Annotated in this window: 13 protein-coding genes and 1 pseudogene; 10 read left to right on the forward strand and 4 right to left on the reverse strand. The window is 60.8% G+C overall.

Translation table 11 applies throughout. The features are described 5' to 3' along the window. Nucleotides 1-28 precede the first annotated feature (28 nt). Nucleotides 29-1231, reverse strand: a pseudogene (locus tag VFW72_RS10325) (NAD(P)/FAD-dependent oxidoreductase); the annotation flags it as partial. A gap of 223 nt (nt 1232-1454) precedes the next feature. Here VFW72_RS10325 and VFW72_RS10330 point away from each other — a divergent pair. After that, nucleotides 1455-3191, forward strand: coding sequence for a bifunctional protein-serine/threonine kinase/phosphatase (locus tag VFW72_RS10330; RefSeq protein ID WP_329674214.1), 1737 nt, complete (start codon nt 1455-1457; stop codon nt 3189-3191). A 68-nt stretch (nt 3192-3259) separates the two neighbouring features. On the opposite strand, the gene VFW72_RS10335 is transcribed toward VFW72_RS10330, so the two are convergent. Next, nucleotides 3260-4513, reverse strand: coding sequence for an MFS transporter (locus tag VFW72_RS10335; RefSeq protein WP_329674215.1), 1254 nt, complete (start codon nt 4511-4513; stop codon nt 3260-3262). A gap of 217 nt (nt 4514-4730) precedes the next feature. Between VFW72_RS10335 and dcd the strand changes: the two genes are divergently transcribed. The 4 genes from dcd (at nt 4731) to VFW72_RS10355 (ending at nt 7539) form a co-directional block, all read left to right on the forward strand. Next, nucleotides 4731-5300, forward strand: a complete 570-nt coding sequence (gene dcd, locus VFW72_RS10340; protein WP_329674216.1) for a dCTP deaminase — start codon at nt 4731-4733, stop codon at nt 5298-5300. Between the two features lie 265 nt (nt 5301-5565). Further along, a complete protein-coding gene (locus VFW72_RS10345) occupies nt 5566-5949 on the forward strand; it encodes a DUF1801 domain-containing protein (RefSeq protein WP_329674217.1) in 384 nt (127 codons plus the stop codon). A 66-nt stretch (nt 5950-6015) separates the two neighbouring features. After that, nucleotides 6016-6873, forward strand: coding sequence for a 3',5'-nucleoside bisphosphate phosphatase (locus VFW72_RS10350; protein WP_329674218.1), 858 nt, complete (start codon nt 6016-6018; stop codon nt 6871-6873). 36 nt (nt 6874-6909) lie between these two features. Next, the gene (locus tag VFW72_RS10355) at nt 6910-7539 is read left to right on the forward strand and encodes an L-threonylcarbamoyladenylate synthase (RefSeq protein ID WP_329674219.1); all 630 of its coding nucleotides are present in this window, start codon (nt 6910-6912) and stop codon (nt 7537-7539) included. Here the strand turns inward: VFW72_RS10355 and VFW72_RS10360 are convergent. Then, the gene (locus VFW72_RS10360) at nt 7497-7928 is read right to left on the reverse strand and encodes a glutaredoxin family protein (protein WP_329674220.1); all 432 of its coding nucleotides are present in this window, start codon (nt 7926-7928) and stop codon (nt 7497-7499) included. The two genes, VFW72_RS10355 and VFW72_RS10360, sit on opposite strands and share 43 nt — an antisense overlap. Next, nucleotides 7925-8542 (reverse strand): glycerol-3-phosphate 1-O-acyltransferase PlsY, encoded by a 618-nt coding sequence (plsY, locus tag VFW72_RS10365; RefSeq protein WP_329674221.1) that lies wholly within the window; start codon nt 8540-8542, stop codon nt 7925-7927. The genes VFW72_RS10360 and plsY overlap by 4 nt, the downstream gene beginning before the upstream one ends. A gap of 189 nt (nt 8543-8731) precedes the next feature. Here plsY and VFW72_RS10370 point away from each other — a divergent pair, with 189 nt between their 5' ends. The 5 genes from VFW72_RS10370 to pcnB are packed head-to-tail and all read left to right on the forward strand — an operon-like array spanning nt 8732 to nt 13545. Further along, on the forward strand, nt 8732-9484 hold the full coding sequence (locus tag VFW72_RS10370) for a hypothetical protein (protein ID WP_329674222.1): 753 nt from the start codon (nt 8732-8734) through the stop codon (nt 9482-9484). A 41-nt stretch (nt 9485-9525) separates the two neighbouring features. Next, complete coding sequence (locus tag VFW72_RS10375) at nt 9526-10602, forward strand: AI-2E family transporter (protein ID WP_329674223.1); 1077 nt, start codon at nt 9526-9528, stop codon at nt 10600-10602. 5 nt (nt 10603-10607) lie between these two features. After that, nucleotides 10608-11375, forward strand: a complete 768-nt coding sequence (locus VFW72_RS10380) for an HdaA/DnaA family protein (protein ID WP_329674224.1) — start codon at nt 10608-10610, stop codon at nt 11373-11375. Then, nucleotides 11372-12040, forward strand: a complete 669-nt coding sequence (locus VFW72_RS10385; RefSeq protein ID WP_329674225.1) for an HAD family hydrolase — start codon at nt 11372-11374, stop codon at nt 12038-12040. The genes VFW72_RS10380 and VFW72_RS10385 overlap by 4 nt, the downstream gene beginning before the upstream one ends. Beyond that, nucleotides 12037-13545, forward strand: a complete 1509-nt coding sequence (gene pcnB, locus VFW72_RS10390) for a polynucleotide adenylyltransferase PcnB (RefSeq protein WP_329674226.1) — start codon at nt 12037-12039, stop codon at nt 13543-13545. Before VFW72_RS10385 ends, pcnB begins: the two co-directional genes overlap by 4 nt. The last annotated feature ends 2 nt before the right edge of the window (nt 13546-13547 follow it).

Below are 13547 nucleotides of genomic sequence, written 5' to 3' on the forward strand. Positions count from 1 at the left end.
CCGGGGCTTTGCATGTGGATGGCGCTGGTTCGCCAAACATCAATGAATGGCGCCGCTCACGTATGCACGTGCCTTCTCGTATCAGCTTGAAGTAATAGCTGCCATCAGCGGTGTCGCCATACAGGCATGCACCGACCAGTCGGTTGCCTTGGATGACCAGTTTTTTGTAGACCTGAGCCAAGGGGTCAAACAGAACGATGTCTTCTGTGTCAGCTCCCCCCATGAAGTTGCCGGCGGAAAACAGATTGATGCCCGTGACTTTCAGTTTCGTGGAAGTTTGTGATCCGCCATAGCGCCCAATGCCATACATGGCCAAGTGGTTGGCGCACACCTTGCCCTGGTCAAACAAGGGGGCGACCAGACCATACGCAATGCCACGGTGGCTGGCGCATTCACCCACCGCATAAATGCGCGGGTCGGTCACCGTTTGCATGGTGTCGGTGACCACGATGCCTCGGTTGCAATGCAGCCCCACCTTTTCTGCCAAGGTTGTGTTGGGGCGAATGCCGGCGGCCATCACCACCAAGTCGGCGGCCACTTCAGTGCCGTCCTTGAAACGAACGGCCTGCACGCGCCCATCGGCGCCGCCCACAAGCGCCTCGGTGTGGGCGCCAATGCGAAAGTTCAGCCCACGCTCTTCCAATGAGCGTTGCAGCATCTTGCTGGCGACTTCGTCAAGCTGGCGGTCCATCAGCCAGGGGGCAATGTGCACCACCGTCACGTTCATGCCGCGCAGATTGAGACCATTGGCTGCCTCCAGCCCGAGCAAGCCGCCCCCAATCACCACCGCATTCTTGTGCGTGCGGGCCGTTTCGATCATGGTGTGCGTGTCGGCAATGTCGCGGTAGGCAATCACGCCCTCAAGGTCATTGCCAGGAACGGGCAGGATGAAGGGCGTGGACCCTGTGGCGATCAACAGCCGGTCGTACGCGGCTTCGGTGCCATCATCGGCCACGACCACGCGGCGCTTGCGGTTGATGTCAACAATCGTCTTGTTCGTATGCAGCGTGATGCCATGCTTGGCATACCACTCGAATGAATTGAGGATGATCTCGTCGATGGTTTGCTCACCAGCCAGCACCGGCGACAGCATGATGCGGTTGTAGTTCGGGTGCGGCTCAGCTCCGAACACCGTGATGTCATACAGGTCCGGGCAGAGCTTGAGCAACTCTTCCAAGGTGCGAACACCGGCCATGCCGTTGCCGACCAGCACGAGTTTCATCTTCTTCATCAGCGTACTCCACGTGGGGAGCTAGGAATCGTTATGCGGCGTATGAAGCAAGATGAAGGCCAGCCTTGATCTGGATCACAAGGTGGGCGCACCAAGTGCGACCCATCTCGGGGCCTTGCACTGCAAACGGGCTCGAAACTTGCACGCACTCGGGGCGCCATTTGATGGCGCACCAAGCTGGGGCTGTTTGTGCGGCCCTCGCACCTATCTACATCGTGAATTCATGAGTTTTGATCTGGATCTTGGTTACGCCAGTGAGCGTGGCCCTCGCTCTGCGCTGGAAGACTTCGCTGGCGTAGGGCAACCCGCGCCCCATGAAGAGGCGTGGGGCGTGGTGGCGGCCATTGCCGATGGCGTGTCCTCTGGAGGCTTGGGCCGGGAGGCGGCTCAAACCACTGTGATGACCTTGCTGCGAGACTACTTCGCTACGCCTGCCACCTGGGATACCACTGTGGCCTTGGACCGTGTCATATCGGCCCAGAACGCCTGGTTGGCCGACCACAATCGTCGTCGTGCCGCGGCGGAAAAGGGCGGGGCGGGGCAGGCGGGCATGACCACCTTGACGGCCGTGGTCTTGCGTGGCCACAGCTACACCTTGGCCCATGTGGGCGACAGTCGCGCCTACTTGATCCGCGCGCAAGCCTGCGTTCAACTCACGCAGGATCACACCATGGGCCTGCATGCCTTCCAGAACGGCTTGACCCGTGCGGTGGGGCTAGATGATGGCCTGCGTGTCGATTACGAAGAAGGTGAACTGCAAATCGGCGATACCTTTGTGCTGACCACCGATGGCGTGCACGGAGTGCTGAAGAAGGCAGAGATCCTCAAGCATGCTCTGAGCGGCACGGCGCAGGAGGCCAGTGAGGCCTTGGTGCAGGCGGCCATGGCCGCCCATGGCCGAGATAACGCCACCGCCTTGGTCATCCGTGTCAAGGGCTTGGCCGCATCCAGATTGCACGATGCGCAGCGCCGGGGGCGACAACTGCCCGTGCCGCCCAAGCTGATGCCCGGCGAGCGGCTTGATGGCCTGTTGGTTCATTCATGCGTGTTTTCCAATGGGGTGCATCGCGTCTATAAAGTGCGTGATGAAGGCCGCGCAACGTGGATGGCCCTCAAAACCTTGCACGAATCACGTGCGAGCGATCCTGAGGAACGTGCCATGCTGGCGCATGAGGCTTGGCTTGGGGCACGGGTCACCGAGCGTCAGGACACAGGTCTGGTGCGTGTGTTTGAACCCATCGCCCCCACTTGTTTCTACACCCTCTACGAGTGGGTTGACGGTGACATGCTGAGCGACATGCTGGTGCGCAAGCATGCCTTCAGCGTAGCTGACATCGTTGGGGGGGCATCTCAAGTGGTGCGTGCCTTGGGGCGATTGCACCAGCATGGTGTGATTCACCGCGACATCAAGCCCGATAACGTGCTGCGGGGTGCGGACGGGCAATGGCGATTGATGGACCTGGGGGTGGCCTTGTCAGGCAAGGAGCCAGAGTCGTTGAAGGTGCTTCATGCGGGGACGCCCAGCTACATGAACCCTGAGCAATGGGAAGACGATCCTGCGGTGTCCAAAGTGACGCCACAGAGTGACCTCTTTGCATTGGGCGTGACCCTGTACGAATGGATCACCGGGCGCCTGCCTTACGGGGAAATCGAGCCCTACCAGGTCGGGCGGTACAAGCGGGTCACCCCCGTGGCACCTTCTCGCCTGCGTCCTGATGTGCCCATCTGGTTGGATCACATCGTGCTCAAAGCCATTGCGCGCGATCCCAAGCAGCGCTTTGAAACGGCCGAGGAAATGCTTTTGGCCTTGGATCGTGGTGCCTCGCGTCCCTTGTCTGCGATTGCCGCCACCCCGTTGGTCGGGCGTGACCCTCTGGTTCTCTGGCAGGCCGCCTTTGTGATCTCGCTCATGTTCAACCTCTTGTTGATTTACTGGCTGACGTTCCTGCCGCGGCGTTGAGTCCTTGAAGCCCATGAAAAACGCCCCGACCAGCGGGGCGTTTCAATTTCAGCGGGGTGAGGTCGCCATCATGCCTTGGCAGCTTCTTGTCGGTAAGCCGCAGCCGTGCTGCCACCGGTTCGTGCTCGGCCGCCTTTTTCCGCCCAGGTACGAGTCCAGCGAATCTGCATCACGCGCATCATCAGCAGCACGCCCACGCCCAGAATCGCAAAGGCCAGGAAGCCGTAGAAGTAGGTGCCGAAGTGTTGCTTGGACAGGCCCATCGCATTGGGAATGAAGCCGCCACCCAGCGCGCCCAACTCACCAATCATGGAGCCGGCCACGGCCGTGGTCAGAGGCCAGCGCAGGGGCACCAATTGGAACAACGCGCCGTTGCCAGCGCCCAGCGCCGCAAAACACAGCATGAACAGCAAGGTGGTGGCTGTCAGGTTCTGCCCCATGGTGCCGCAAATCACCAGGGTGGTGCACACCAGCACCAACACACCCGTCAGGGCGTTGATGCCGCCCCAGCGGTCAGACACGTAGCCGCCCACCACACGGGTCGCCGACCCCATCAGGGTTGCCAGCATCGTCAACTGGCCGGCTTCGATCTTGGTCACCTTGAATTGATCGTAGAAGTAGCTGGGCAAGAAGTTGGCCAAGCCGATGAATCCACCAAAGGTGATCACATAAATCAGGCTGAATGCCCAGCCATCCTTCTCAAACAAGCAGGCAATGTGCTCGCGGAAGGTCTGGTGCTCACGATCAGGGGGCTCTTTGGCCAGCACCGCCATCACGATCATGGGCAGGACCATGGTGGCTGCAGCAATGCCATACACCGTTTGCCAACCGAACTTGGTTGCCAGTGGGGGTGCAAACAGCACAGCGAGCACAGTACCGCTGTTGCCCGCCCCGGCAATGCCCATGGCCAGGCCCTTGTGCTTGGCGGGAAACCAACCCGAGCCCAGCGACAAGGCAATCCCGAAGCTGCCGCCGGCAATGCCCAGCAACACGCCCATCGCCAAGACCTCGTCGTGGCTGTTGACGAAGAAGTAGCCATACATCAGCGCCACGATGATCAAGGCCATTTCAACCATGGCGGCGCTCTTGCGCCCGATGTACTGCGCCATCACCCCAAGAGGGAAGCGCATCAGTGCGCCGGCCAGAATGGGCACGGAAATCATGAAGCCCTTCTGAGCTGGGGTCAGATTGAAAGTCTCGCTGATGAACGGGGCCATCGCGCCGTTCAACACCCAGATGGCAAAGGTGAAGTCAAAGTAAAGGAAAGACGCGAGCAGCGTAGGCGGATGCCCCGCCTTCAGGAAGGTTTTGAAATCTGACATGAAGAGCCTCAGCGAATAGCGCCAGCCTGATGTTGGCTGGCTTGTTTTAGTGGCTCTGGGGTAGCGAGAACCGTGCCAGCCCCCGGTGCGCTGAATTGGTGCAACAGTTTGGGTGCGGCAGTGAACCGAAACTGAGGTGGCGCAACGCAAGTGTTGTCGGTCATGTCGGAAATGGCCCCGCGATCAGAGACAATTCCACCAGTTCCAAGGAGATTGCATGAGCATCAAATCAGATCGCTGGATTCGCCGCATGGCCGAAGAGCAGGGCATGATCGAACCCTTCGAGCCTGGTCAGATCCGGGCATCGGCAGACGGCCAGAAGATCGTCAGCTACGGCACGAGCAGCTATGGCTACGACATTCGCTGCGCCGACGAGTTCAAGATCTTCACCAACATCAATTCCACCATCGTGGACCCGAAGAACTTCGACGAAAAGAGCTTCGTCGATTTCAAGGGCGATGTCTGCATCATTCCGCCCAATAGCTTTGCGCTGGCTCGCACGGTTGAGTACTTCCGCATTCCACGCAGCGTGCTGACCATCTGCCTGGGCAAGAGCACCTATGCGCGCTGCGGCATCATCGTCAACGTGACACCGTTCGAGCCCGAATGGGAAGGCTACGTCACCCTGGAGTTCAGCAACACCACACCGCTGCCGGCAAAGATTTACGCCGGAGAAGGTTGCGCGCAGGTGCTGTTCTTCGAGAGTGACGAAGTCTGCGAAACCAGTTACAAAGACCGCGGCGGCAAGTACCAGGGCCAATGCGGCGTGACCTTGCCCAAGACTTGATCGGGCCGTAACTCGGACGGAAAGCCGGCGAACCGTGAAATTTCGTCGGCTTGCGCGCGCAACGGCTCATTACGTTCGGTTACGATTGGGGGTAGGCATTGAGCACCGTCAGGTGCCCTGCCACTGACTCTGCAGTAACAGACGACAGTCGCCAACTCGGCCAAGCCGGGGGCCAAAACAAAAGCAGTAGGTGGTGTTGGTGTTTCGCGCCCTCAAGGGCACGGGCTCAGTGTCCCTGTTGTACCTTTTGTTCGAGTCTTTTTCGATGCGTCGTCCGCTCCAGTCCCCAGCGTTGGTTAACGCGTTCTATGACAGCCTCCGTCCAGAACAGCGTGAAACGGCCCAGTCCATGCACAAGGCCATCTTGGCTGCTGCGCCGCAACTCCGCCCTGAGGTCAAGTGGGGCAATCTGTGTTTCATGAACGATGGCGACAACGTCATGGCCATCGTTTTGCACAAGGTCAACGCTCACCTGCAGGTGTTCAATGGCGTCCAGCTGGTAGCTGATTTTCCTGAACTCGACGGGGCCGGCAAAGGCATGCGGCACATCAAGGTGCGTTACCGTCAGCCGGTGGATGAGCAACTGGTTCGTGAATTGACGCAAGCCTGCTTGCACGCCTGGGGCCGATCGACACCGCGTTGGGGTTAATCGGGCAGCAATGTGGGCATGCAGCCAGGGCTGATACGATTTGACCTGGAATAAGCTTGGAAGCGCATGCACCGAATCAACGCTGATCTGCACTGTCACTCTAATGTCTCGGACGGCACCCTGTCGCCCGAGGACGTGGCTGCGCGCGCCCATGCCAACGGGGTTCAGCTGTGGTCTCTGACCGATCACGACGAGGTCGGTGGTCAGCACCGCGCTCATCAGGCAGCCTCGAAGCTCGGCATGGCCTATCTGGCAGGCGCTGAAATTTCAGTCACCTTTGCCCAGAAAACCGTTCACATCGTCGGACTGGGCTTCGATCCTGACGACCCCCAACTGGTTCAAGGCCTGGCCGACACCCGCAATGGCCGTGAACGGCGTGCGCGCGACATGGCTGCTGACCTGGCCCGAGTCGGCATTCCCAACGCGTTTGAAGGGGCCTTGAAGTACGTTGGCAATCCTGACCTGATTTCCCGTACCCACTTCGCCCGCTATATGGTCGAAATCGGCGTGTGTGCCGACCCGCACGACGTCTTCAAAAAATACCTCACCGAAGGCAAGCCGGGCTTCGTGGAGCACCGTTGGGCCAAGCTGGCTGATTCAGTTCGCTGGATCACTGAGGCGGGCGGCATTGCTGTCATTGCCCATCCCGGCAGATATGACTTCACCCCCAACGAAGAGTACGCGTTCTTCTCTGAATTCAAAGCCCACGGCGGGCAGGGCGTTGAAGTCGTGACGGGCAGTCACACCGTGCCCGAATACCAGAAGTACGCCGACATGGCCAAAGAGTTCGATCTGCTGGCCTCGCGCGGATCTGATTTCCACAGCCCAGGCGAAAGCCATACCGATCTGGGAGCCCTGCCTGACCTGCCGGGCAGCTTGAGTCCAGTGTGGGAAGCCCTTGAGCATCGCATTTTGATGCCCTGAGCCACTTGGGGGCCTGACTGCGGTAGGCTATGCCTTATGGCTCAATATTTTGAAGTTCACCCGCAGCAACCTCAGATCAGGCTTCTGAAACAAGCCGCGGAAATCCTGCACCGTGGCGGCATTGCTGCCATCCCGACCGACTCCAGCTACGCTCTGGTCTGTCACCTTGATGACAAGTCGGCGGTCGACAACCTGCGCCGCATTCGAGGCGTCGATGAGCGCCATCACCTCAGCTTGCTGTGTCGTGATCTGTCTGAGTTGGCCAACTATGCTCGGGTCGACAACCAGCAATACCGTTTGCTCAAGTTGGCGACTCCCGGCCCATACGCCTTCATTCTGGAAGCCACCAAGGAAGTGCCGCGTCGGGTGTCGCACCCATCGCGGCGCACCATCGGCCTGCGCGTTCCTGACAACGTTGTCACGCAGGCTTTGTTGGAGCAGATGGGGCAGCCTTTGCTGGCCACCACCTTGATTCTGCCGGGTGAAGACGATCCTTTGAACGATCCACACGAGATCCGAGAAAAGCTGGAAAAGCGAGTTCAGGTCATCGTGGATGCTGGAGCTTGCCAGCTCGAACCCACCACGGTCATTGACCTCAGCGAAGGGGAGGCGAAGCTCGTGCGTCAGGGGCGCGGTGACGTGTCCGTCCTGGGCTTGGTGTTCTGAGCCTGCAAAGCCAGAACCAGCCACTCCGGATCGAAACCGATTCGCCACTGCGAGCGGACCTGCATCAAAGGCACACCGGGTGCTCCCTGGGCTTCAAATTCGCTTGAACATCTGGCGCTGTGCTCGATGTTGCACTCTACAAAGGGCACATGGTTGGCTTGCAGCCACTGCCGAGCCTGCGCGCAATAGGGGCACGTCGAGGTGGTGTACATCACCACGTCCTGCGCTACCACGCGGTGCTGCTGCAGCACCTTGGCGACCTCTGCGGCCTGCCTCTGGGTTTGCCACCACTGAAGCCCTTGTGACAGGGCCCAGACCAGGCCCACCACGCCCACCAGTGACCACAGCGTGCGGGCTGGTGGCGAGGAGGGCGGAGGGGTTTGTGTCATGCCTTCTGACCGAGCTTGCTTTCCTGCCCAGCCAGCAACTTGCGGATGTTTGCTTCGTGACGCCAGATCAGCAAGGCGCTCATGATGACAATGGCCCCGGTGGTCACGTTGAGCCCCCAGCCCACATAGTGGATCACGGGCGCGGCCAGCGAGGCGGTCAGGGCCGCCAGCGACGAATAACGGAATATGGCGGCCATCGCAATCCACACCAGCAGTACGCTGCCACCCAGGGCGCCAGAAAAACCCAGCAGCACGCCTGCCGCAGTGGCCACGCCTTTGCCGCCTTCGAATTTGAAGAAAACGGGCCACAAATGGCCCAGGAAGGCGCCCAGGCCTGCAGCAGCGACCACCGAGTCGGGCAAACCCATGTGCTGTGCCACCACCACAGGCACATAGCCTTTGACGGCGTCAAACAGCAGGGTCAGGATGGCCGCGCCCTTGTTGCCAGAGCGCAGCACATTGGTGGCGCCCGGGTTGCCTGAACCGTAGGTGCGCGGGTCTGCCAGGCCAAACAGTCGGCTCACGATCACGGCAAAAGACAGAGAACCAATCAGGTAACCAATGAGTGCGGCGCCCGCAGCCAGAGCCATCGGGTCAATGTGATTCAGATTCATGGGAAAAGACAAGCGCGTTCAGGCGGGCCAAGAATGTCAACAGGCCGCAAGTGTAGTGCCAGTGGCCTGTGTTGCAAGTCGTGACACATTCTCCGCTCGCTTCGGGGGGCGTCTTGGGTTTCTACCAGGGTCTCTCGGAGCGACGCCTCACCACAATGCGCGAGTTTTCAGCATCGAGCATTTGTCGTCATGATCACGTACCAAAGCCGTCAGGTCTGGCAGCGCCCTTGGGTGGGGGCTGTGCTCGTTGGAGCCATTGCGGGCGGAGCCATCTGGTGGTGGGTGACGCGAGTCCCTGCGGAGGACGCAGCGCAGCCCGTGGCGGCCGCGGCATCTCAAGCAGGCAACTGGCCTGGCGTGAGAGCCAGCGCGCAAGTCGTGGAGTCGGCCCTGGTGACCCCGCCCCCGGTGATGGAGGACGGGCGTCCGGCCGATTTCTCCGCCGAAGAATGGCGAGCGTTGAAAAGCGCGGTGGCCACAGCTCCCAATCCGCCAGCCGAAATGGAACGCATCATCAAATACCTCCGCTTTCAGCGAGGGTTTGAGCAGTGGCAAGCCCTCAAGGGGTCGCCCGATGTGGCTCACCGCCAGGAATTGGCCAAGCGCCTGCTGGAACAGGTGCCGGAGCGTTTGCGTCAGGGTGAAGCCAGCATGGGCGAGGCCTTGATGCTCGCCGCGGCCTTGTGGGAAGACCTGGAGCCCAACGAACAACTGCGCAAGCAGCGCGTTGAAGAGGCTAAAGCGATGTTGGCCCATGCCGCGCCCAAACCTGACCCGGTTGAAGCCGCCAAAGACGCCGCACGCCAGGCGGAGTACAAGCGACGTGAGGCCGCCATCGTGGCCGATTGGCAGGCCCGGCCTGCCGCGCAACGCGACCAGGCCAAACTGGAAGAGGCTTTGGAGGCGGCTCGCCAGGCTGTTTACGCAGCAGATGCGCATTGAGTCGGCCGGAAGGGGCGGGACGCCGATAAAATGCGCCCCGCATGACAAGTTCAACCGACACCCGCACCAAACTCATCTGGAGCTTGCTCGCTCTCGGGGTGGGGGCTTTGCTGTGGCGTCACGCCACCGTACTGGCGCCGTTTTTCCTTAGCCTGGTTCTGGCCTACAGCCTGCAGCCGGTCGTGGAGCGGCTGGTTCAGTTTCATCTGCCTCGTGTGCTTGCGGTCGCCCTCAGCCTGGTGGCTGTGGCTGCGGGCGGGGCCGTCGTCGTCTTTCTGCTTGTGCCCATCATGTCCGAATTGGGGCCCCGTTTACGGACTCAGTTGCCTGACTTGGCGGTGTCTGTCTGGCATGCCGTGGCCCCTTGGTTGGCCAAATGGGGACTCGAATTGCCCACCAGTGCGGAAGCCATCAAGGCCGAGTTGATCCACCTGATGCAGGCCAACTTTCCCCAGTGGAGCCGTGCGGTGTTGCAGTCGGTGCTGATTGGTGGCAGTGGCTTGCTCACATTGCTGGGCTTTCTTTTCCTGGTGCCTGTGCTGACCTTTTACTGCCTGCTTGACTGGCATACGCTGACCGCCAAGTGGCGAGAGTTGCTGCCGCCGCGTTACCGCGAGGTGGTTCACGCCATGCTGGACGAATGCGATGCGGTCGTGGGGCAGTACTTGCGTGGCCAGTTGCTGGTTATGCTCATCCTGGCGGTCTATTACGGACTGGCCTTGAGCCTGGCTGGCTTCGAGCTAGGGCTGCCCATTGGTGTGTTCACCGGTCTGGCCATCTTTGTGCCCTACCTGGGCTATGGCTTGGGTCTGCTGTTGGCCGTGCTGGCTGGGCTGCTGCAATACGCGGGCGCGTCGCAAGGGCTGGTTTATCCCTTGGTGGTGGTCGCTGTGGTGTATGGCGCCGGCCAGATCATCGAAAGCATTTTTCTCACGCCTCGTCTGGTGGGCGAGCGCATTGGCTTGCATCCGGTTGGGGTGATCCTGGCCTTGATGTTGTTTGGTCAGTGGGCAGGGCTGTTGGGCGTCTTGATCGCCTTGCCTGCCGCCGCTGTGGCCATGGTGTTGCTGCGGCATCTCATGGCTTACTACCGCGCCAGTCGCTTGTATCAGGGGTAGTGGTCGTGCCGAAAAGCTCCGCTTTGTTCGACACGGCACTGGTCGAGCAACCCATGCGTCAAATTCCACTCGACCTGGGGCCTGCCGTCAGCCCTGGTTTCGATGACTTCATCGTCGGGGCCAATGGTGAGGCGTTGACGTGGTTGGACCAGTGGCCCGCGCCCGGGTACAACCAATCGCCGGTTTACCTCTGGGGGCCGTCAGGCTCGGGCAAGTCGCATCTACTCCGCGCCTTGGTCGAGAAGGCGGTGGCTTTGCAGTTCGGGGTGATCTGGCTGGGCGCACACAACGCCCAGATCTGGGATGCGCCTGACGAAGCTTCGCCCACCTTGGCTGTCATTGACGATTGCGACCAGCTTGACGCCCACAACCAGCATCTGGCCTTCAACCTGTTCATCGAATCCGCCACGGCAGGGCGATCACACATGGTTGGCGGTGATGGGGTGCCCATGCTGGGCATTGTGGCCGCAGGCCGTTTGCCTCCGGTTGATTTGCCTGTGCGCGATGATTTGCGCACCCGCCTGGGGTGGGGGCTGACCTTCGCCCTGCAACCCCTCGATGAGGCTGGCGTCAAGGAGTCCTTGCAGCGTGAGGCTGCACGTCGAGGCATTGGCCTGGCTGACGGCGTGGTGAGCTACCTGTTGACCCGCTATTCGCGTGACCTGGGCTTCCTCATGGCCTTGCTCGAGCGCCTGGATCGCTTCGCCCTGGCGGAACACCGTACCGTCACCGTGCCCCTGTTGAAACAAATGCTGGCTTTGGAGACCGCATGAATCTGTGTCTGTTTGACCTCGACCACACCCTTTTGCCGCTCGACTCCGATCACGAGTTTGGCGAATTCATCATCCGTCAGGGTTTGGCCGATGCGGTTCAGTACCGCCAGACCAACGACGGCTTCTACCAGCAATACTGCGATGGCACCTTGGTGCTGGCTGACTACATCCGCTTCACCACCAGCGTGTGGCGCGAGATGTCGCACACCGAGCAGCAAAACCTTCAGCAGGCGTTCATGGATCAGGTCATTTACCCGGCCATGCAACCCCAAGCGGTTGAACTGGTGGAACGCCATCGCGCCCAGGGCGATCTGATTGCCATCGTCACGGCCACCAACGAATTCGTGACCCGCCCCATCGCCGACGCGTTCGACGTGGCCGACCTGTTGGCTGTTCGCCTCGTTCGCGACCAGCAGGGCCGTGTTACGGGCGAAATCGACGGCGTGCCGTCCTTCCGAGAAGGCAAAATCACGCGTGTGGAACAATGGCTGGCCGAAAAAGGCCATCGGCTGAGCGATTTCGAGCGCGTCAGCTTCTACAGCGATTCACCTAACGACCTGCCTTTACTGGAACGTGCCAACGACCCGGTGGCCACCAACCCCAGCCCCGCGCTGGAAACCGTGGCCCGTGAGCGAGGCTGGCGTGTCCTTCGATTGTTCGCATGATCAAAAGTCTGATTGACAAGATTCTCAAGCCTCGCGCTGGCGCCTCTGCCAAGGCTGGCAAGACCCGCATCCCCACCGGGAAGCGAGTTGACGTTCCGGCCAGCGTGCACGGGATTGACCCCTCGCTGGTAGACGACCGCGCCATCCGCGTGGTCGAGACTTTGCAAAACGCGGGCTACGAAGCCTACATCGTGGGCGGCGCGGTGCGCGATCTGTTGCTGGGACTGCGTCCCAAGGATTTCGACGTAGCCACCAACGCCACCCCCGAACAAGTCAAGAGCCTGTTCCGTCGAGCCTTCATCATCGGGCGTCGTTTCCGCATCGTGCACGTGGTGTTCGGTCGGGGCCGCGAAAACGAAGTCATCGAAGTCTCGACCTTCCGTGCCTACCTCGACGCCAGCGCAGCGGAGCAGGTAGCAGGAAACGAAAAGACCTCTCGCAAGGAGTTGGCCGACAAGTCGCATGTGATCGATGCCAGTGGGCGTGTGCTGCGCGACAACGTGTGGGGCCCACAAGACCAGGATGCCGCGCGTCGCGACTTCACCGTCAATGCCATGTACTACGATCCCAAGACCGGGGTGGTGGTTGACTTCCATCATGGCATCAAAGACGCACAAAAGCGTGTGTTGCGCATGATTGGCGTGCCCGAGGTTCGCTACCGCGAAGACCCGGTCCGCATCATCCGCGTGGTTCGCTTTGCAGCCAAGCTGGGCTTTGAGATCGAGCCCAAGACCCGCGAGCCCCTGCAGGAAATGGCTCAACTGCTGAGCAACGTGCCGCAGTCGCGCCTGTTTGACGAAATGATCAAGCTGCTGCAGACCGGGCACGCGCGCGCCTCTTTGGATCAGTTGCGCAAGCAAGGCCTTGACCGCGGCGTGTTCCCCATTCTCGATGCGGTATTCGATGAAGCCCGCCGTCACCCCGGTCGCGAGCAGTTCGTGCAGTTGGCTTTGGCTGACACCGACCGCCGCGTGTCCGAAGGCAAGCCCGTGGCGCCCAGTTTCCTGCTGGCTTGCCTGCTTTGGCACGACGTTCAAGACCAATGGAAGCGCCTGATGGCCAAGGGGGAGCCTGCTTTCCCCGCCTTGCAGGCCGCCACTGATTCCGTGTTTGATGCCCGCATTGGCGACATTTCAGGGCGCGGCAAATTGGCTTCCGACATGCGTGAAATCTGGACCATGCAACCGCGTTTTGAAAAGCGCGTTGGCAATGGCCCCCTGACGCTGGTCGAACAACCCCGTTTCCGTGCTGGGTTTGACTTTTTGCGTCTACGCGGTCAGTGTGGCGAAGTCGACCCGGCGCTCGCCAGCTGGTGGGAGGCGTTCTCCCTGGCTGATGCGCCCGAGCGCAAGAAGCTGCTGGACGAGGCTCGCCATCAGGAGTCGGCACGCCGCGCGGCCCAGGCTGCCAACGGTGAAGTGGTTGATGCCCCCGCAAAGAAGCGCCGCCGTCGCCGTCGTAAACCAGCAGGCGAGGGTGGTGGTGGTGATGCCGCACAGGATTGAAC

The organism is Aquabacterium sp., from assembly GCF_036273115.1.
Classification (GTDB): Bacteria; Pseudomonadota; Gammaproteobacteria; order Burkholderiales; family Burkholderiaceae_C; genus Aquabacterium.

Coding starts and splice junctions, on each gene's coding strand:
- VFW72_RS10375 (WP_329674223.1), top strand. CDS start 9,526: ATGACAAGTTCAACCGACACCCGCACCAAACTCATCTGGAGCTTGCTC.
- VFW72_RS10350 (WP_329674218.1), top strand. CDS start 6,016: ATGCACCGAATCAACGCTGATCTGCACTGTCACTCTAATGTCTCGGAC.
- plsY (WP_329674221.1), bottom strand. CDS start 8,542: ATGAATCTGAATCACATTGACCCGATGGCTCTGGCTGCGGGCGCCGCA.
- VFW72_RS10330 (WP_329674214.1), top strand. CDS start 1,455: ATGAGTTTTGATCTGGATCTTGGTTACGCCAGTGAGCGTGGCCCTCGC.
- dcd (WP_329674216.1), top strand. CDS start 4,731: ATGAGCATCAAATCAGATCGCTGGATTCGCCGCATGGCCGAAGAGCAG.
- VFW72_RS10345 (WP_329674217.1), top strand. CDS start 5,566: ATGCGTCGTCCGCTCCAGTCCCCAGCGTTGGTTAACGCGTTCTATGAC.
- VFW72_RS10355 (WP_329674219.1), top strand. CDS start 6,910: ATGGCTCAATATTTTGAAGTTCACCCGCAGCAACCTCAGATCAGGCTT.
- VFW72_RS10385 (WP_329674225.1), top strand. CDS start 11,372: ATGAATCTGTGTCTGTTTGACCTCGACCACACCCTTTTGCCGCTCGAC.
- pcnB (WP_329674226.1), top strand. CDS start 12,037: ATGATCAAAAGTCTGATTGACAAGATTCTCAAGCCTCGCGCTGGCGCC.
- VFW72_RS10370 (WP_329674222.1), top strand. CDS start 8,732: ATGATCACGTACCAAAGCCGTCAGGTCTGGCAGCGCCCTTGGGTGGGG.
- VFW72_RS10360 (WP_329674220.1), bottom strand. CDS start 7,928: ATGACACAAACCCCTCCGCCCTCCTCGCCACCAGCCCGCACGCTGTGG.
- VFW72_RS10335 (WP_329674215.1), bottom strand. CDS start 4,513: ATGTCAGATTTCAAAACCTTCCTGAAGGCGGGGCATCCGCCTACGCTG.